Below are 18,021 nucleotides of genomic sequence, written 5' to 3'. Positions count from 1 at the left end.
GCGTCGAGGGTGGGTGCGCGGTTCCCCGCCCCCTCCAGTACGCCGGTTCAGGCCCGCGTGCTCACCTCGGCCTGCGCCGCGTTCACCACGGTTCCATACAGGGCGCCCATGACGCCGTCGCTGAGCGGAATCGCCGTGGACGGGCAGCCGCCCACCAGGGCCAGGTCGTTCCACAGTTCCTGGTCCGGATCCCACAGATGCCTGTCCATCGCGTCGGCCAGGAGACGGGCGCGCTCGGCGAGTTCCGGATCGCCGAGTATCTGCGCGAGTTCGGACATGTTGAACGCCGTGTACGCGTTGAAGCCCGCGGTGCACGACATGAACGCGCTGGATGCGAGCGCGGCGCCGTCCGTGTCGAAGCGCAGATGCTCCACCTGCCGCTTGTTCCACGCGGTGCGGGCCGCCCGGTCGTAGTCGTCGGGTGTGCGGCCCGGGGCCCCAGTCGTCGAAGCGTGGCGCGTGATCGTTGCCGTCCTCCCAGGGATGGACGATGTAGATCAGACCGAGGTCCGTCCGGCGCTTCTCCCACAGCCAGTCGAGGCCGGACCGTGCCCTGAGCAGCACTTCGTCGGACGGCCTGCGGCCGCGGTCGGCCAGAACGCGCGCGGCGTGCCCGAACATCGGCGGCTGGGTGAGGGAGGAGGTGGCCCGGAGCGGCCCGAGCCAGGTGTCGGGCCCGGCCGGACCGTAGCGCATGTGCGGCACCATGCCACCGTCGAGTTGGCCCTCCAGGACGGCGCGCAGCTCCGTCTCGGCTCTCGGGTCGTCGAGCCGGGCCCACGCGATGGCGTGACCGGCCCAGCGCACGGCTGAGCTGGTCCTGCTGTCTCGGCACCGGAATACCCGGCACCGACGACGTGTCCCCCTATGCCGCCCCGGCCCGCGCCACAGACCTGAGCGACCTGCCGCCCGCGTACATCACCGCCATGCGGTTCGATCCGCTGCGCGACGAGGGAATCGCCTACGCGCTCGCACTCCAGGCGGCGGGGGTCAGCGTGGAACTCCACCTCTTTCCCGGCACGTTCCACGGGTCGGTGGGTGTCCCGACCGCCGAGGTGTCCCGGCGCGAACTGGCCGAGGAGGCAGCGGTCCTCCGCCGCGCCCTGCGGCCGCGCCGAGAAACGTGACGCGGGGCTTCTCCGCAGCTCAGCCGGGGCTCACCCAGGTGCCCCGCTCGGCGGAGCGGGCCATGGCGTCCAGCACGGTGGCGCTGTGCACGGCGTCGTCCAAAGTGGCGCCGTAGGCGGTGCCCTCGGCGATGGAGCGCACGAACTGGTAGGCCTCGATCACCTTCAGATCGTCATAGCCCATGCTGTTGGCCGCGCCGGGCTGGAAGGCGGCGTACTCGCCGTGTCCGGGCCGATGTACACGGTGGAGACGGGCTGGTCCTGGTAGGCCGTGCCGTGGCTGACGCCGAGTTCGCCCATGCGCCGGAAGTCCCAGAAGACCGCGCCCTTGGTGCCGTGGATCTCGAAGCCGTAGGTGTTCTGCTCGCCGACCGAGACCCGGCACGCCTCCAGCACCCCGCGGGCGCCGGAGGCGAAGCGCAGCAGACAGGAGACGTAGTCCTCGTTCTCCACCGGACCCAGCTCGCCGCCGGTGGCCCGGGTGTGGCCGGCGGTGGCGCCGGTGGGACGGGCCCGCTCGGGCACGAACACCGCGGTGTCGGCGGTCAGGGTGTCGATCTCACCGAGCAGGAAACGGGCCAGGTCCACTCCGTGCGAGGCGAGGTCGCCCAGCACTCCGCTGCCGCCACGCGCACGTTCGTACCGCCAGGTCAGGGCACCTTCGGGGTGGGCGGCGTAGTCGCTGAAGAGGCGGACGCGGGCATGGGTGACGGTGCCGATCTCCCCGGCGGCGATCATGGCGCGTGCGGTCTGGACGGCGGGTGCGTTGCGGTAGTTGAAGCCGACCGCGCCCTGGACCCCGGCCTCGGCCACGGCGGCGGCGACCGCGCGGGCGTCGTCGGCGGTGAGCCCGACCGGCTTCTCGATCCAGATGTGCTTGCCCGCCCGGGCCATGGCGATGCCGATCTCGCGGTGCAGAAAGTTCGGCGCGGCGATGCTCACGGCCTGGATCCGGGGGTCGGCGGCGACCTCCTGCCAGTCCCGGACGGCGGTGGCGAAACCGTACCGCCCGGCGGCCTCCTCGGCCCGTCCGGGCACCTCGTCGGCGACGGCGACCAGTTCGGGCCGTACGGACAGCTGCGGGAAGTGGTGCGGCAGCCGGACGTACGCCTGGGTGTGCACCCGCCCCATCCAGCCGAATCCCACGACGGCGACCCCGAGCGTACTCACCATGACTACCCTTCTTTGGACCGTTCCAGAAATCTCCCGGCCCACACTGGAAGCCCTGTCGGCAGGGTGTCAACCCCTTTGACAACCACGTCCGCCCTATGGAACGGTCCAGACCATGAGACCACCGACGATCCGCGATGTCGCCGAACGGGCCGGAGTGTCGAAGTCGCTGGTCTCCCTGGCGCTGCGCGGCTCCGAGCAAGTGCGCCCCGAGAAGCGGCAGGCCGTCCTGGCCGCCGTCGAGGAGCTCGGGTACCGGCCCAACGCCGCCGCGCGCAGCCTCAGCGAGCGGCGCACCCGGACCGTCGGGGTACTCCTCAACGATCTGCGCAACCCCTGGTTCGTGGAGCTGCTCGACGGCCTCAACTCCCAGCTGTACGCGAGCGGTCTGCGGACACTGCTGGCCGATGGCCGGCTCAACCGGCGGCTCGGCGAGGACCTCACCCACACCTTCACCGAGCTGCGGGTCGACGGCCTGATCGCGGTCGGCACGCTCCCGGACCCGGCGGCGGTGCGCACGGCGGCCGCGCGGGTGCCCACGGTGGTCGCGGGCACCCGCGAGCCCGTACTGCCCGACGTGGACATCGTCGCGGGCGACGACGAACTGGGCGCCCGCCTCGCCACCGAGCACCTCATCGGCCTCGGCCACCGGCGCATCGCCCATATCGCCGGACAGGGAGTGGTGGGCGAGCTGCGCCGCCGTGGCTTCGAGGCGGTCATGCGCGAGCACGGCCTGTCCGGGTCGGCGGCCGTGGAGCAGGGCGATCTGACCGAGGAGGGCGGCTACCGGGCCACGGTCCGGCTGCTGGGCGCGCCGCACCGGCCCACCGCCGTCTTCGCGTTCAACGACATGGCGGGGGTCGGCGCCCTGTCGGCCGCCGAGGAGCTCGGCCTGCGGGTGCCGCACGACGTCTCCCTCGTCGGCTACGACAACACCTATCTCGCGCGGCTGCGCCATCTGTGGCTCACCACCGTGGACAACGCGAACCACGACATCGGCCGTCGCGCCGCACGCCGCCTGCTCGACCGGATCGCCGACCCCGCCCGTCCCGGCGAGGTCGCCCTCACCGCTCCGGCCCTCGAGATCCGCGGTACGACCGCGCCGCCGCGATCGGCCGACTGACCTTCACCCACCGCCCATTGACGCCCCGTCGGTCCCTTGCCTATCGTCCGTCCGAAGTACTGAGCAGTGTCCGATATTTCGAACATTCTGCGGTACAGGAGTCGCCATGCGATCAATGGGACGCATCAGACCGGGCCTCGGCCTCACCCTGAGCGCTCTGCTCACCACCTCGCTCGCCGCCGCGTCGCTCACCGGTCCCACGGCCGCCGGAGCCTCCTCCGCGGCCGTGACCGACTACTCGATCACCGTCGATCCGGACCGCGCGGGCCCGGAGATCGACGACGCGATGTACGGCATCTTCTACGAGGACATCAACCGCGCCGCGGACGGCGGGCTCTACGCCGAGCTGGTCCAGAACCGGTCCTTCGAGTACGACACCGCCGACCACGCCTCGTACACGCCGCTCACCTCGTGGACCGAGACCACGACCGGCGGCGCCACCGGCACGGCGCGGGTGATGAACGACGCGGCGCGGCTGGGCGAGAAGAACCGCAACTATCTGCGGCTGGACCTGCGCGGGGACGGCGGTGGCGCCGGGGCGGGATACGGCGTCACCAACGCCGGATACAACACCGGCATCGCGGTCCGGGCCGGAAAGACCTACGACTTCTCGGTGTGGGCCCGCACCGAGAACCCCTCGGGCACCCCGCTGACGATCGGTCTGCACACCGCCTCGGGCGGCACCGCGCTCGCCACGCCGCTGCGCGCCACCGTGCGCGGGGACCGCTGGACGAAGTACACCGGTACGCTCACCGCGCGCGCCACGGACACCACCGGACGGCTCGCCGTGACCGCGGGCGGTGGCGGCACCCTCCGGCTGGACATGGTCTCCCTCTTCCCCCGGGACACCTACAAGGGCCGTCCGAACGGGCTGCGCAAGGACCTCGCGGAGAAGATCGCCGCGCTGAAGCCGGGCTTTCTGCGCTTCCCCGGCGGCTGTCTGGTGAACACCGGCAGCCACCGGGCGTACGAGGCACCGGACTGGGAGCGCAAGCGGTCCTACCAGTGGAAGGACACCGTCGGCCCGGTCGAGGAGCGGCCCACCAACGCCAACTTCTGGGGCTACAACCAGTCCTACGGCCTCGGCTACTACGAGTACTTCCAGTTCGCCGAGGACATCGGCGCGACACCGCTGCCCGTGGTGCCCGCCCTCGTCACCGGCTGCGGCCAGAACAAGGCCACCGACGACCCCGAGCTGCTGAAGCGGCATATCCAGGACACCCTCGACCTGATCGAGTTCGCCAATGGTCCGGTGACCTCCACCTGGGGCAAGAAGCGCGCGGCGATGGGGCATCCGAAGCCCTTCGGGCTGAACCGTCTGGAGGTCGGCAACGAGGAGAACCTCCCCGACGCCTTCTTCGCGCGCTTCACCGCATTCCGCAAGGCCATCGAGGCCAAGCACCCGGAGATCACGGTGATCAGCAACTCCGGGCCCGACGACAGCGGTGTCACCTTCGACCGCGCGTGGGAGCTGAACCGCTCGGCCAAGGTGAAGATGGTCGACGAGCACTACTACAACAGCCCCCAGTGGTTCCTGGAGAACAACAAGCGCTACGACTCCTACGACCGCCAGGGACCGAAGGTGTTCCTCGGTGAATACGCCTCGCAGGACAATCGCTTCGGCAACTCCCTCGCCGAGGCCGCGTACATGACCGGCCTGGAGCGCAACGCCGATGTGGTGAAGATGGCCTCCTACGCGCCGCTGCTGGCCAACAAGGACTACCTCCAGTGGCGGCCGGATCTGATCTGGTACGACAACGCCACCGCCTGGGGCTCGACCAGCTATGAGACCCAGAAGCTGTTCATGAACAACGTCGGCGACCAGGTCGTGCCGAGCGAGGCGTCCGCCACCCCGTCCCTCCCCTCCGGCCCGATCACCGGCGCCGTCGGCCTGTCCACCTGGGCCACCAGCGCCGCGTACGACGACGTCCAGGTCACCTCGGCGGACGGGGCCACGCTGCTGAGCGACGACTTCTCGGGCGGCGACGCCAAGTGGACGAAGGCCACCGGGACCGGCTCCTGGCAGGTGCGGGACGGCGCGTATGTGCAGTCCGACACCGGTGCCGAGAACACCATGGTCACCGCGGGCGACCGCGGCTGGCAGAACTACGACCTGAAGCTGAAGGCCACCAAGCGCGCGGGCGGCGAGGGCTTCCTCATCGCCTTCGGGGTCAAGGACACCGGCAACTACTACTGGTGGAACCTCGGTGGCTGGGGCAACACCCGATCCGCCGTGGAGAAGGCCACCGACGGCGCCAAGCAGACGATGGCCGAGGACGGCACCACGATCGAGACGGGCCGGGCGTACGACGTGCGGGTCGAGGTCCGCGGCCGGCAGGTGACCCTGTACCTGGACGGGAAGAAGTGGGGCGCGTTCACCGATGACAAGGTCCCCGAGCCGTTCCGCCAGGTGGTGACGCGCGACAAGGCCACCGGTGAGCTCATCGTCAAGGTCGTCAACGCCCAGGACGCGGCCGCTCGCACCCGTATCGACCTCGGCCAGGGGGTCAAGGTCCGGCGCACCGCCCGACTGACCACACTCCAGGGCGACCCGGACGCGGTGAACAGCGCCACCGATCAGCCCATCACACCGAGCAGTTCCACTCTCGACGGTGTGGACACCACCTTCAGTCACACCTTCCCGGCCCATTCCATCACGTGTCTGCGGATCGCGACGCGGAAGTAACGACGCGTCAACCGCGGCCGGTGACCGGGGTGGTCATCGGCCGCGATCTCATCCGCGGCTTCGATCGCCGAGCGCACCGCCCGCCGCGCCCACCGCCAGGCCGAGGACGACCATCACCACATAGCTGTAGACCTCATAGCCGTCGGGGACGACGAAACGGACGAAACCCATGAAGTGGAGCCAGCCCCACCATTCGTGCAGCAGACCGCTTCCGCCACCGACGACGAGGGCGAAGGAGAGCAGATGCGACACGGCGGCGAGCGGGGAGGTGTCCTTGGTGGATGTCATGGCCCGAACCTAGGCGGGCCGACCCGGGCGGCGGATCGGGCACAAGGCGGCGAGGCGATGACCAAAGAACACCGCCCACCACCGGGGGTCGTACTTAAGTATCCGCTCGCGGCACCCACCCTCGCTCCGCCGCCGGGTCCGCGTAGATTGCCGGGACATGCGCCGCATCCACCGCACCCGCCGGGACTGGGCAGCCGATCTGGGGCTGATGCTCTTCGCCGCCTGCTTCGCCGCCGCCAGCTCGGATTCCATCCCGATCGAGGACCGCCTCGATCCGCTGTGGCGGACCGTCGACCAGGTGATCGGCGGGCTGGGGTGTGCGACGGTCCTGCTGCGACGGCGGTGGCCTGTGGCGCTGGCGGTGGCGCTGCTGCTGGCGGGGAGCGAGGCGTCGCACTATCTGACCGGTCCGGCGATGGTGGCGGTGTTCACGGTGGCCGCGACCCGGCCGTGGCGGGCCACGGCATGGGTGGCGGCGGTGGCCTTCGTACCGCTTCCCGCCTTTCTGTGGCAGCTTCCGGAGGTGTCCGGGGACCGGAAGAGCTCGGCGCTGACGTACTTCGCGCTGATCGCCGGGGCCATCGGCTGGGGGTTGTTCCGGCGGTCCCGGCAACAGCTGATCACCTCACTGCGGGAGCGCGCCGAACTGGCCGAGGCGGACGCGGAGTTGCGGGCCGAGCGGGCCCGCCGGGAGGCGCGGGAGGAGATCGCGCGGGAGATGCATGATGTGCTGGGGCACCGGCTGACGCTGCTGAGCGTGCACGCCGGGGCGCTGGAGTTCCATACGAGCGCGCCCCGGGAGCAGATCGAAAAGGCCGCCGGGGTGATCCGGGAGAGCGCCCATCTGGCGCTGCGGGATCTGCGCGAGGTGATCGGGGTGCTGCGCGCGGGACCTGCGGAGGACGAGCGGCCCCAGCCCGAACTGGCGGACCTGGCCCGGCTGGTGGCGGAGGCACGGGCGGCGGGCGGCCGGATCGAGCTGACCGGGCCGCCCGACGGACCGGCCCCGCCGCCCATGGTGGGGCGGACGGCGTACCGCATCGTCCAGGAGGCGCTGACCAACGCGCGCAAACACGCGCCCGGCGCCGCGGTCACCGTACGGGTGGCCAGGGGCCCGGCCGACCGGCTGACGGTGGAGGTCCGCAACGCGCCGCCACCCGGAGCGGCCGTGGACACCGGCGGTGGCGAAGGCGGCGGGCAGGGGCTGATCGGACTGGCCGAACGGGCCCGGCTGGCCGGTGGCGAGCTGAGCGCGGGTCCGGCCCACGACGGTTTCCGGGTCCGCGCCTGGCTACCCTGGCCCGCGGCGGACCCGGTGTCCGCCGCGGGCCAGGGGTGAGGGAGGACGGCGCGGGTGATCCATGTCCTGCTGGTGGACGACGACGCGATCGTACGGGCCGGGCTGCGCCTGATGCTGGGCGGCGCCCCGGACATCGAGGTCGTCGCGGAGGCCGCCGACGGGGCGGAGGTGCCGGCCCTGGTCGCCGCGCACCGGCCCGATGTGGTGCTGATGGACATCCGGATGCCGGGCGTGGACGGGCTGACCGCCACCACCGAGCTCCGGGCCCGGCCCGGCGCCCCGGAGGTGCTGGTGCTGACCACCTTCCACACCGACGCGCATGTGCTGCGGGCGCTGCGCGGCGGGGCGGCCGGGTTCCTCCTCAAGGACACCCCGCCACAGGACATCGTCACGGCCATCCGGACGGTGGCCGCCGGGGATCCGGTGCTCTCCCCCGCCGTCACCCGCCGCCTCATCGAGCAGGTGGCGGGCGGCGGGCAGGAGGACCGGGCCACCGCCGCCCGGGCCCGGCTGGCGCTGCTGGGCGAGCGGGAGCGGGAGGTGGCCCGGGCGGTCGGGGGCGGCCGCTCCAACGCGGAGATCGCCCGGGAGCTGCATCTGGCGCTGCCGACGGTGAAGGCCCATGTGTCGCGCATCCTGACCCGGCTGGACCTCAACAACCGCGTCCAGATCGCCCTGCTGGTCCACGACGCCGGCCAGTCGTACGGCGGCTGAACGACGCTCCTCACGCCGTGGGGTCTCAGCGGTGGCGCGCGTGGCTCCGATGACACCCTGACTTAAATCAGTCGCTTGACTTAAGGTTACCCATGGGGTTGCCTGATCATGTCGATGACCACCCCGGAACCCGAGGGAGAGCGTCGTGGATCGAGGAAACGGCGAGCGACCGCTCGTGCCGGGGAGGTGCTGATCGTGGCCGCCAGGACCGTACGGCACGAACGGGCCGATGCCACGCGAGAGGCGATCCTGGCCGCCGCGGAGCGGCTGTTCGCCGAGCGCGGAGTGTACGCGGTCTCCAACCGCCAGGTGAGCGAGGCCGCCGGACAGGGCAACAACGCGGCGGTCGGTTACCACTTCGGCGCCAAGGCCGACCTGGTACGGGCGATCGCCCGGCAACACGCCGAGCAGGTCGAGCGGTTGCGCCAACGGCTGCTGGACGAGATCGGCGACTCCACCGACGTACGGGACTGGGTGGCCTGTCTGGTGCGCCCGGTCCTCGAGCACCTGGCGGAGCTGTCCAGCCCGACCTGGTACGCGCGGTTCTGCGCCCAGGTGATGACCGATCCCGCGCTCCACGAGATCATGACCGAGGAGTCCCTGGCCTCCCCGGCGCTGCGGCACACCATCGAAGGGTTCAACCGGTGCCTCCCCGAGTTGCCGATCGAGGTGCACATCGAGCGCGGCGCCATGGCGCGCAATCTGATCCTGCACATGTGCGCCGAGCGGGAGCGCGCGCTCGCCGAGAACACCGCCACGCCCCGGTCCAGCTGGCATGACGCCGCCACCGGCCTGATCGACGGCATCGTCGGGCTGTGGCTGGCGCCCGTCACCCACTGAGCGCGGCTCCGCACATCAGCGGTCCGTGAGGGCCGTCGGGGGACAACGGGGGTTTCACCACACGCCTCAAACGAATTGAGGGAGCGATGACCAGCACAGTGAACCCGGTGGACGAGCGCGCCGCGCGGGCCCCGGAGTTTCCGATGGCCAGGGCGGCGGGCTGCCCGTTCGACCCGCCCCCGGGGCTGCGGGACATGCAGCAGGAGGGCCCGCTGGCGAAGGTCCGCCTGTGGGACGGCAGCACTCCGTGGCTGGTGACCGGGTACGCCGATCAGCGGGCGCTGCTGGGCGACCCGAGGGTCAGCGCCGACATCAACCGGCCCGGCTATCCCCGGCAGGCCCCGATGCCGCCCGGCGGCACCGGGGTCAGCTTCATCCTGAAGGACGACCCCGAGCACGCCCGGCTGCGGCGGATGGTGACGGCGCCGTTCGCCATCAAGCGGGTGGAGGCGATGCGGCCCGGTGTGCAGAAGATCGTGGACGATCTGATCGACGAGCTGCTGGCCGGTCCGAACCCGGTGGACCTGGTGGAGGCGTTCGCCCTGCCGGTGCCCTCGCTGGTGATCTGCCGGCTGCTCGGAGTGCCCTACGCCGACCACGACTTCTTCCAGGAGAACAGCAAGGTCCTCATCAACCGGAACGTCACCCCCGAGCAGCGCTCGGCCGCCCATGGGAACCTGATCGGCTATCTGGACGACCTGATGGGCGAGAAGATCGCCCATCCCGTCGACGATCTGCTGTCCGGGCTGGCCGGGCGGGTCACCGCGGGCGAGCTGGCCCGCGACGAGGCGGCGCAGATGGGTGTGCTGCTGCTGATCGCGGGACACGAGACCACCGCGAACATGATCGCGCTCGGCACCCTCGCGCTCTTCGAGCACCCCGATCAGCTCGCCCTGCTGCGCGAGACCGACGACCCCAAGCTGATCTCCTCGGCGGTGGAGGAGCTGCTCCGCTATCTGCACATCACCCACAGCGGGCGGCGCCGGGTGGCAGTGGCGGACATCGAGATCGGCGGGGAGGTGATCCGCGCGGGCGAGGGGCTGATCCTGGCCAATGACATCGCCAACCGGGACCCCGATGTGTTCGCCGAGCCCGACCGGCTGGACCTGCGGCGCGACGCCCGCCGCCATGTGGCCTTCGGCTTCGGGGTGCACCAGTGCCTGGGCCAGCCGCTGGCCCGGATGGAGCTCCAGGTCGTCTACAACACCCTCTACCGCCGCATCCCCACGCTGCGGCCGGCCACCGAGCTGGAGCGGATCCCGTTCAAGCACGACGGATCCGTCTACGGCGTCTACGAACTGCCCGTGACCTGGTGACAAAGGAGAAGCTCATGAAAGTGACCGTCGACCAGGACAAGTGCGTCGCTTCCGGCCAGTGTGTGGTCGCCGCGATGGAGGTCTTCGACCAGCGCGACGAGGACGGCATCGTCGTGCTGCTCACCCCCGAGCCCCCGGCCGGGCAGGCCGAGGACGTCCGGCACGCCGCGGCGGTGTGCCCTGCCCTGGCCATCGAGATCCAGGACTGACGAACGCGCTCGGGCACCCATGATGTCGCGGCGGAGGCGGGCCCACCGCCTCCGCCGACCCATGCGGAAGAACACCCACGGTCGGCGCGGCACGCATCGCCGCGCGGAAAGGAACACGTGAGCAGCACCGGACTCGAGGGTCATGGCGTCATCGTCACCGGGGCGGGATCGGGAATCGGCCGGGCCACCGCCCTGGCGCTCGCCCGGGAGGGGGCGCGGGTGCTGGTCGCGGATCTCGACCGGGACGGCGCCGAAAAAGTCGTCGCGGCCATAGGGACACAAGGAGGCACGGCCCGGGCCGTCGTCGGCGACCTGGGCGACCAGCGGGTGGTGGACGAGGTCGTCGCCACGGCCGTGGAGGAGTTCGGCGGCCTGGACGTGCTGGTCAACAACGCCGGCATCATGGACCGCTTCTCGGCGGTCGCGGACACCGACGACGCCGAATGGAACCGTGTGCTGCGGGTCAATCTGACGGCCCCGTTCATGCTCACCCGGGCCGCGCTGCCGCACATGCTGGCGGCGGGCCGGGGCGCGATCGTCTTCACCGCCTCGGAGGCGTCGCTGCGCGGCAGTACGGCCGGTGCCGCCTACACCGCCGCCAAGCACGGTGTGGTGGGCCTGGTGAAGTCCCTCGCGGTGATGTACCGGGACCAGGGGATCCGGGCCAACGCGATCGCCCCCGGCGGCACCGCCACCGCCATCCGGGTCGACGCCCGGCCGGGAGCGCATGGTCCGGCCGTCATCGGAGCCCATGCCGCGACCGTCGGCAGGATCGCCACGGCCGAGGAGCAGGCCGCCGCCATCCTCTTCCTCGCCTCCGAGGCCGCGAGCAATGTCAACGGTGTCATCCTGCCCGTCGACAACGGCTGGTCGGCCGTCTGACGCGGTGGCGAACCGGCCATGCGGTCATTCGCCACGCCAGACGTTGTCGAAGGCCGCTTCCTCGATGGCCCGCCGCTGCCGTTCGGCTTCCAGCTCCATCACGGCGTCGTTGACGGCGGCGAGCACGGTTACGGCCGCGTCGCCGGCCGCGCCCGCGGCGTCTCCCGCGGGCTGCTCGCGGACCCCGATGGCCGCCGCGAGAGACGCGAGGACGGGCTCGTCCGAGGCCCAGCGGTCCATCGCGTGGCGGCGGGCGGCCGAGTCCACCGGCACCGCCTCACCGGCGCGCAGCGGCAGCCAGCCGTGGCGTCGCCGGGTGATCTGTCCCGCGGCCTCCAGTGCGTCCAGATAGGCCGGGGACAGACCGCGGCCTCTGCGCCACAGCCAATCGCCCACCGGCTCGTACGGCGGCTGGCCGACGAACGAGGACGCGGCCTCGTCCAGCAGGCGATCCCCGGTCGGCGGGCACAGGCCCGGCACGATGCGGTCGTCCTCGATCCCGAGCGCTTCGGCGTCGAGGAGGTCGATCAGCTCGGCTCCCGCGAGCGCGAGCGACAGATCGCCCCGCTCCAGGGGCCGCATGGGCGCCACGTCCAGGGTGACGATCAACAGATCCCGCGGTGTGGTCATGAAACGCTCCGCTCGCCGTCCCTCAGCCACGATACGTCGCGAGCGCGGGGCTGTCCGCCGACGTGTCCCGCAGTCTCCGGTCACCGGCGGCTCAGGATCCGGTCGCTCCCCACTCATGGGCCCGCGCGGCCGCTTCGCCACGCGAGGTGACCCCCAGCTTCCGGTCCGCCGCAGGACGCCGGGGCCGTCGTCCCGTACGGTGACGCGCAGCTCGCCGTCGCCGACCTTCCAGCCGCCGTGGACGCGGCGCACCGGATGCGGCGCGCCGTCCTGGCCCGGTCCCTGCTCGTCGAGCATCGCGTGCACCACGGCCCGCACCACCGCGCGGGCCGCATTGGCCACATCGGCGGGGAGCAGCCGGTCCGCGCCCTCCTCCGTACCGGGCGGGCCCAGGTCCAGCCGTACGGCCAGGCCGCGCAGTTCCGGGCGGAGTGACTCGGCGAGCCGGGCGAAGGCGTCACCGGCCGGCTCCTCCACCAGCGCCTGATCCCGGTCGGCGCGGTCACGCAGCTCGGCCAGTGCGGTGACGGCGAGATCCACCGCGCGGGCCCGGGCGGTCGCGTCGTCCAGAGCGCGCCGGCGCAACACGCCGAGCAGGGCGGACACTGCGGCTCCGTGGGCGTCCACGAGCTCGGCGATGGCGGTGGCCCGCGCCGCGGCGGCGGCCCGCGACTGGGCCGGCGTCCCGGGGACCGCCTCCGCCGCCATCCGGTCGCGGTGCGCGGTCACCAGGTCCCACAGGATTCGGGGGCCGCCACCGATCCGGCTATGGGCCCACTTCGCGGCCCCGGCCGGTCCTTCGGCCGGGTGGAACCGGCCGAAGGACCGGGCCGGGAAGGGGCATGTCCCGTCCGAGGATGGCGTTGTCGGTACAAACGCCCTCTTGACGGGGCTGACGGGAGTGAGAGCTATGAAGGCGATCGTCTACGAGGAGTACGGCGGCCCCGAGGTGCTGCGGCTGAAGGAGACGGAGGAGCCCCATCCGGGTCCCGGGCAGGTACGGCTGAAGGTCATGGCCGCCGCCGTGAACCCGATCGACTACAAGATCCGCCGTGGCTGGATGCCGCAGATGGGCCCGGCCGCTTTCCCCGCGATCCCCGGTACGGAGGCGGCCGGGGTCGTCGACGAGGTCGGCGAGGGGGTCACCGATTGGTCGGTGGGCGACGAGGTGCTGGGCTGGACGGACACCGGTGCCTACGCCCCGTACGCCCTGGCCACCGATGTCGCGCCCAAACCGGCCGGGCTCGACTGGGAGACGGCCGCCGCGCTGCCCGTGGCCACCGAGACCTCGGCACGCGTCCTCGACCTCCTGCGGCTCGCGGAAGGCGAGACCCTGCTGCTGCACGGGGCCGCCGGTGCGGTCGGCGGGGTCGGCGTCCAGCTCGCGGTGGCCCGGGGCGCCACCGTCATCGGCACCGCCTCCCCCGCCAACCACGACTATCTGCGCTCGCTCGGCGCGATCCCCGTGGCGTACGGCGAGGGTCTGGCCGAGCGGGTGCGCGCCGTGGCTCCGAATGGCGTCGACGCCGTCTACGACGCGGCCGGCCAGGGCGCCCTGCCCGTCTCGATCGAGCTGCGGGGCGGCACGACCGACCGCATCGTCACCATCGCCGACCCCGCGGCCGCCGATCTCGGTGTCACCTTCTCCGGAGGCGGCGGCAACCGCCCCCTGGAGGCCATCGCCGACTACGCTCGGCTCGCCGCGGAGGGCGGGCTGCGGCTGCCCGTCGTGCGCAGCTTCCCGCTCGCGGACGCCGCCGAAGCCCATGAGCAGAGCGAGACCGGCCACAGCCGCGGCAAGCTCGTTCTGCGGCCCTGATGGGCGCCCCGGGTCTAGGGGGCCGCGTTCATCAGGTCGAGTGCGCTGTGCTGTCGCGCCGCGTCGGTCTTGTCCAGCGGTCCTGACCAGCGCAGTCCGTACTGGTCCAGGGCGTTGCGGTCGGCGGCGTAGGCGCGGTCCGCCTGTCGTTTGAGATACGCCGTGAAGGGGTGGTCGGGCAGGGCCGCGTCCAGCTTCGCCAGCCCCCGCACATGGGCGCCCTTGAAGGACGGGCCGTCGGCACCGCAGTCGCCGGTCTCGCAGGGGTCCTTGAGGATGCCGTCGGCCGTGTTGAGCTGGGACGACGTGGTGGCGGCGGTGCCGATGCGGCGGGCCGTGTCCAGCACGGCACCGTCGCCGGTGGCCTTGTACAGCTCGGTGAGACCGCCGAGCAGTACGCCCTGGTTGTAGGACCAGACCGGTTGACCGTTGTTCTTGCAGCTGCCCAGGTCGATGCCGTCGTTGACCAGGTTCGAGCCGTTCACCATGCCGGTGCCCTGGAACCAGCCCCACTCCGCCTTCGCCCGCTGGAGATAGGCGGTGTCGCCGGGGATCCGGTTGTGCAGGGCTGCGTTGAGCTGGAGGTAGAGGGAGTTGGCGATGGCGTTCTTGTAGGTCTTCGCGGTGCTCCACCACACACCGCCGCCACAGGTGGAGTCCCAGTAGGAGGCCATGTAGTCGGCGTCGGCGCGGGCGGTGGCGAGATAGCGGGAGTCCCCGGTGAGGTCGTAGGCCGCCACCCAGGCCAGACCCCACCAGCCGGTGTCGTCGATGTAGTCGTTGCGGAACTGCCCGCCCTGCGCACCGAGGTTGAGGTCATAGGTGCGGGCGATCGCGTATTCATAGCTGTGCATGCCCGAGACGCGGATGTTGTCGATGACGGCCGTCAGGGCGTTGGCCGAGTTCCACCAGCCGGTGGTGGAGAACAGCCCGGTCCCGTACGAGTAGAACGCCATCTGCGCGGTGGCGGCGGCCGTGCGGCGGTCCCACGCGTTCCAGGTCGTACGGGCCCAGGGCGTACAGGCGATGTCGGGGCGGTCACCGGCCTTGCCGCAGGCCCGCAGCGCGCCGACGCCATGGGCGCCCCAGTCGTCCACGTTGTACATGAGGGTGCGCCAGCCCCGCTGTCCGGACGGGATGGCGGTGTTGCCGAGGCGGCTGCCCGAGGACCAGCTCCGGCCGCCGTCGAACGAGCGGTCCAGCCACACCTCGTCACCGGGGCTGCCGTTGTCGATGGACGCCCAGCCCATCGCGTCGGCGTCGTCGAAGTGCAGGGCGATGGAGCGGGAGAAGAGGCTGGTGGTGACGGGGTTGCGGCCCTGCGGGGCGAGCGCCGGGTCACGGGCGTCGCAGTATGTGTTGCAGATGGGGGCGGACGGCGCCGCCTCGGCCGTGGCCGGGAGGAATTGCGGGGCCAGCAGGGCGAGTGCTCCGGTGGCGAGGGCGGCCAGGCGGGTGCGCAGCGGTCTGGTGCGTCTCATGCCGTGCCTCCTGCCGGTCTAGTTGAAGGGGTCCAGGGTGATGGACGCCTGCTGCGGATTGCCGTCGTGGACGAGCGACTCGTGCTGGCCGACGTCGTCGAAGGCGAAGGCGTATGCCTTGCCGTCGGCCATCTGGGCGTGGATCGCCCGCGCGTAGTGGTTGGTCACGGCGTCGGTGTAGAACCCGGCGCCACTGGTGTCGGGCTGGTTGGAGTTGGTGAGCAGGGTCGTGCGGTTGTAGCCGGCGCACAGGGTCCGCGAAATCGGGCCGCGCACCTGGTCGTTGGGTGCGTCGAGGCGCTTGTAGCAGCCGAAGACGGAGTCGGAGTCCGGCTTCTGGAAGCTGGTGACCACGGCTCCGGCGCCGTTGGTGAAGTTCATGACGTCGCCGGAGACCCGCCCGAAGTACTTGGTGTTCGGCCGGTCGGCGAAGGGCGTGACCGTCAGGGTGGAGCTGGTGTACTTCTGCCACACCCGGTTGATGTAGTTGTCCATCGTGTTCGCGGGCAGGCCGCCCGCCTCGATGCCGTGCCCGGGCGCGAGGGCCCGCAGGAGGGTGCCGTCCGGGCGGGTCTGGATGAGGCCCGCCCAGCCGCCGGGCTGGGCGCGAAGTGCGTTGAAGACGCCGTTGTAGCCGCCGGGCTTGAGGTGGCCGGCGCTCTTCACGCCGCCGTCGGCGCCCTGCACGCCCACCGCGTAGGGCGCGGAGAACATGTCGACCTGGGTGCTGTTGATGTACAGGCCGGAGTCGTCGAGGGTGAACTCGCTCCAGTTGAACAGGATGTTCCTGTTGGGATCTGAGGGGTTCTGCACGGCGGGCTGCACCAGGCCGCCGGTGGTGAGCCGGAAGTCCAGCTTCTGGCCGTAGGAGAAGTAGACCCGGCCGGAGAGCTTCGGGATGCGGATTGTCAGGGCCTGGCCGTTGGTCGGACCGGCGATCGACGCGTCGGGGGCCGGGGTCGGCGGGTTGCCGCCGGCCGGCCAGGGGTGGAAGGTCCCGGAGGCGTCGGCCCAGCCCTGCCGGCCGGTCGAGAGCAGGGTGCCGATCGTATAGACGTAGATCTGGTCGCCGCGCCCGGAGTTGTTGGTGAACTTCAGCGGGATCGTGCTCGGCACGGCCGACCGGGCGGACGCCTCGGGGGCCAGCGCGGTCATGCCCAGGGCGAGCAGCAGGGCTGATGCCCAGCAGGGCAGGGTCCGGAGTCGGGTGGAGACGCGTCTGGACATACATCACCTCTCGCGCGGCCAGACGGCCGCGTCAGCGGGGGGAATGGGGGGCTCATGGTGCTGAGGGGTGCGGGGTCATCATGACAGTGAACATGACACTGGTCTAGACATACTCATGTACATACCGACATCACGATCGACATCAGGGCATGGACACCCGCCGACTCGGTCGCACTGCACCAACCTGGACATTCAGGGGTAAAATCGGCATCGTCCGCACTAGGAGCGGAGGCATCACATGACCGAGCCGGCCCCCTCCCACACCGAACGCAAACGGGAAACCGGCCACCCGGACGTGCCGTGGACGACCCCCTCACAGGCCGAGGGCGAGCGCGACGACGAGCAGGACACCGGCCACCCCGATGTACAGAGGACGACTCCTTCACAGGCCGAAGGGGAACGGTGGGATTAGCCACCACCCCTCTCGGCGCCCGGGCCCGCCTGCCGGTCATGTCCCACCGGTCGGCGGGCCCAGCCGTGCGGGCGCGCGGAGCAGTCATGGGCTGCGGCTATCCTGACCGGGGAGGCGAGATGGCACGCGCGACACAGACCGCCGGGACGAGCGGCACCGGCCGACCGGCACCACGCCACCACGGCAATCGGCACGGGCGCAGCGAGCAGGCCCGGCTGGCGGTGCTGAACGCGGCGGACGATCTGCTGGCCGAGAAGGGTTTCGCGGGCGTCACCATGGAGGGGATCGCCACCCGGGCCGGGGTCGCCAAGCAGACGATCTACCGCTGGTGGAGCACCAAGACCGACGTCCTCATGGACGCCTTCCTCCAGGATGTGGCCGAGGATCTGCCCGTGCGCGACCGCGGTGATCTCGCCCTGGATCTGCGCAGCTATCTGGGCGACCTGGCCGGGTTCCTCAGCGCCTCCGACGCCGGCGCGGTCTTCAAGGCACTGGTCGCCCAGGCGCAGCACGATCCGGCGTTCGGCCGGGACTTCCGGTCCCGGTACCTCGACGACCAGCGCCGCCGCGACCGCCTCCCACTCGAACGGGCCATGGCGCGCGGGGAGTTGCCGCCCGGTCTGGACCTGACGGCCGAGACCGACCAGCTCACCGGCCCCCTCTACTACCGGGTACTGGTGACCGACGAGCCGGTGGGCCAGGAGTTCACCGACCGGCTCGTGGACGCCTTCCTCCACCGCCACGGCCTGACTCCACCGGCGAACGACTGACCCCGGCAAACACCGGCCCGGACGGAG

16 protein-coding genes and 2 pseudogenes are annotated in these 18,021 nt (G+C 71.5%); 12 read left to right on the top strand and 6 right to left on the bottom strand.

Features of this window, described 5'->3' with window-relative positions; genetic code table 11:
- Nucleotides 1-47 precede the first annotated feature (47 nt).
- Nucleotides 48-807, bottom strand: a pseudogene (locus BLV72_RS52345) (MGH1-like glycoside hydrolase domain-containing protein).
- A gap of 2 nt (nt 808-809) precedes the next feature.
- Here BLV72_RS52345 and BLV72_RS43730 point away from each other — a divergent pair.
- Complete coding sequence (locus tag BLV72_RS43730; protein ID WP_093469439.1) at nt 810-1,127, top strand: alpha/beta hydrolase; 318 nt, start codon at nt 810-812, stop codon at nt 1,125-1,127.
- Between the two features lie 19 nt (nt 1,128-1,146).
- Here BLV72_RS43730 and BLV72_RS43725 read toward each other — a convergent pair.
- Nucleotides 1,147-2,300, bottom strand: a pseudogene (locus BLV72_RS43725) (Gfo/Idh/MocA family protein).
- A gap of 112 nt (nt 2,301-2,412) precedes the next feature.
- On the opposite strand from BLV72_RS43725, the gene BLV72_RS43720 reads away from it, so the two are divergent.
- Both BLV72_RS43720 and BLV72_RS43715 read left to right on the top strand, forming a co-directional pair.
- Nucleotides 2,413-3,420 (top strand): LacI family DNA-binding transcriptional regulator, encoded by a 1,008-nt coding sequence (locus BLV72_RS43720; protein ID WP_093469437.1) that lies wholly within the window; start codon nt 2,413-2,415, stop codon nt 3,418-3,420.
- A 115-nt stretch (nt 3,421-3,535) separates the two neighbouring features.
- A complete protein-coding gene (locus tag BLV72_RS43715; RefSeq protein WP_208905935.1) occupies nt 3,536-6,106 on the top strand; it encodes an alpha-L-arabinofuranosidase C-terminal domain-containing protein in 2,571 nt (856 codons plus the stop codon).
- Nucleotides 6,107-6,154: 48 nt separating this feature from the next.
- On the opposite strand, the gene BLV72_RS43710 is transcribed toward BLV72_RS43715, so the two are convergent.
- Entirely contained in the window at nt 6,155-6,394 is a 240-nt protein-coding gene (locus BLV72_RS43710; RefSeq protein ID WP_093469434.1) for a hypothetical protein, read from the bottom strand.
- Between the two features lie 157 nt (nt 6,395-6,551).
- Here BLV72_RS43710 and BLV72_RS43705 point away from each other — a divergent pair, with 157 nt between their 5' ends.
- From BLV72_RS43705 to BLV72_RS43680, 6 genes are all read left to right on the top strand, one after another.
- Entirely contained in the window at nt 6,552-7,733 is a 1,182-nt protein-coding gene (locus tag BLV72_RS43705; RefSeq protein WP_093469432.1) for a sensor histidine kinase, read from the top strand.
- A 15-nt stretch (nt 7,734-7,748) separates the two neighbouring features.
- Nucleotides 7,749-8,408 carry a response regulator transcription factor gene (locus BLV72_RS43700; RefSeq protein WP_093469431.1) on the top strand — a complete coding sequence of 220 codons (660 nt, stop codon included), beginning with the start codon at nt 7,749-7,751 and terminating at the stop codon, nt 8,406-8,408.
- A 195-nt stretch (nt 8,409-8,603) separates the two neighbouring features.
- Nucleotides 8,604-9,248, top strand: a complete 645-nt coding sequence (locus tag BLV72_RS43695; RefSeq protein ID WP_093470883.1) for a TetR/AcrR family transcriptional regulator — start codon at nt 8,604-8,606, stop codon at nt 9,246-9,248.
- Between the two features lie 86 nt (nt 9,249-9,334).
- On the top strand, nt 9,335-10,564 hold the full coding sequence (locus tag BLV72_RS43690; protein ID WP_093469429.1) for a cytochrome P450: 1,230 nt from the start codon (nt 9,335-9,337) through the stop codon (nt 10,562-10,564).
- A 14-nt stretch (nt 10,565-10,578) separates the two neighbouring features.
- Nucleotides 10,579-10,773 (top strand): ferredoxin, encoded by a 195-nt coding sequence (locus tag BLV72_RS43685; RefSeq protein WP_093469428.1) that lies wholly within the window; start codon nt 10,579-10,581, stop codon nt 10,771-10,773.
- 117 nt (nt 10,774-10,890) lie between these two features.
- On the top strand, nt 10,891-11,655 hold the full coding sequence (locus tag BLV72_RS43680; protein ID WP_093469426.1) for an SDR family NAD(P)-dependent oxidoreductase: 765 nt from the start codon (nt 10,891-10,893) through the stop codon (nt 11,653-11,655).
- 24 nt (nt 11,656-11,679) lie between these two features.
- Here the strand turns inward: BLV72_RS43680 and BLV72_RS43675 are convergent, their stop codons facing one another.
- A complete protein-coding gene (locus tag BLV72_RS43675) occupies nt 11,680-12,285 on the bottom strand; it encodes a GOLPH3/VPS74 family protein (protein WP_093470882.1) in 606 nt (201 codons plus the stop codon).
- A 910-nt stretch (nt 12,286-13,195) separates the two neighbouring features.
- On the opposite strand from BLV72_RS43675, the gene BLV72_RS43665 reads away from it, so the two are divergent.
- A complete protein-coding gene (locus BLV72_RS43665; protein ID WP_093469425.1) occupies nt 13,196-14,104 on the top strand; it encodes an NADP-dependent oxidoreductase in 909 nt (302 codons plus the stop codon).
- Between the two features lie 14 nt (nt 14,105-14,118).
- Here the strand turns inward: BLV72_RS43665 and BLV72_RS43660 are convergent, their stop codons facing one another.
- Nucleotides 14,119-15,585, bottom strand: coding sequence for a glycoside hydrolase family 76 protein (locus BLV72_RS43660; RefSeq protein ID WP_093469423.1), 1,467 nt, complete (start codon nt 15,583-15,585; stop codon nt 14,119-14,121).
- Nucleotides 15,586-15,603: 18 nt separating this feature from the next.
- Nucleotides 15,604-16,812: a glycoside hydrolase family 64 protein gene (locus BLV72_RS43655; protein WP_093469422.1), complete on the bottom strand. Its 1,209-nt coding sequence runs from the start codon at nt 16,810-16,812 to the stop codon at nt 15,604-15,606.
- Nucleotides 16,813-17,050: 238 nt separating this feature from the next.
- On the opposite strand from BLV72_RS43655, the gene BLV72_RS48540 reads away from it, so the two are divergent.
- Entirely contained in the window at nt 17,051-17,224 is a 174-nt protein-coding gene (locus BLV72_RS48540) for a hypothetical protein (protein WP_167746280.1), read from the top strand.
- A gap of 119 nt (nt 17,225-17,343) precedes the next feature.
- Nucleotides 17,344-17,994 (top strand): TetR/AcrR family transcriptional regulator, encoded by a 651-nt coding sequence (locus tag BLV72_RS43650; RefSeq protein ID WP_093470881.1) that lies wholly within the window; start codon nt 17,344-17,346, stop codon nt 17,992-17,994.
- The last annotated feature ends 27 nt before the right edge of the window (nt 17,995-18,021 follow it).

It is taken from the genome of Streptomyces melanosporofaciens, assembly GCF_900105695.1.
GTDB lineage: Bacteria > Actinomycetota > Actinomycetes > Streptomycetales > Streptomycetaceae > Streptomyces > Streptomyces antimycoticus.
This window is presented reverse-complemented; position numbering and strand designations above follow the sequence as displayed.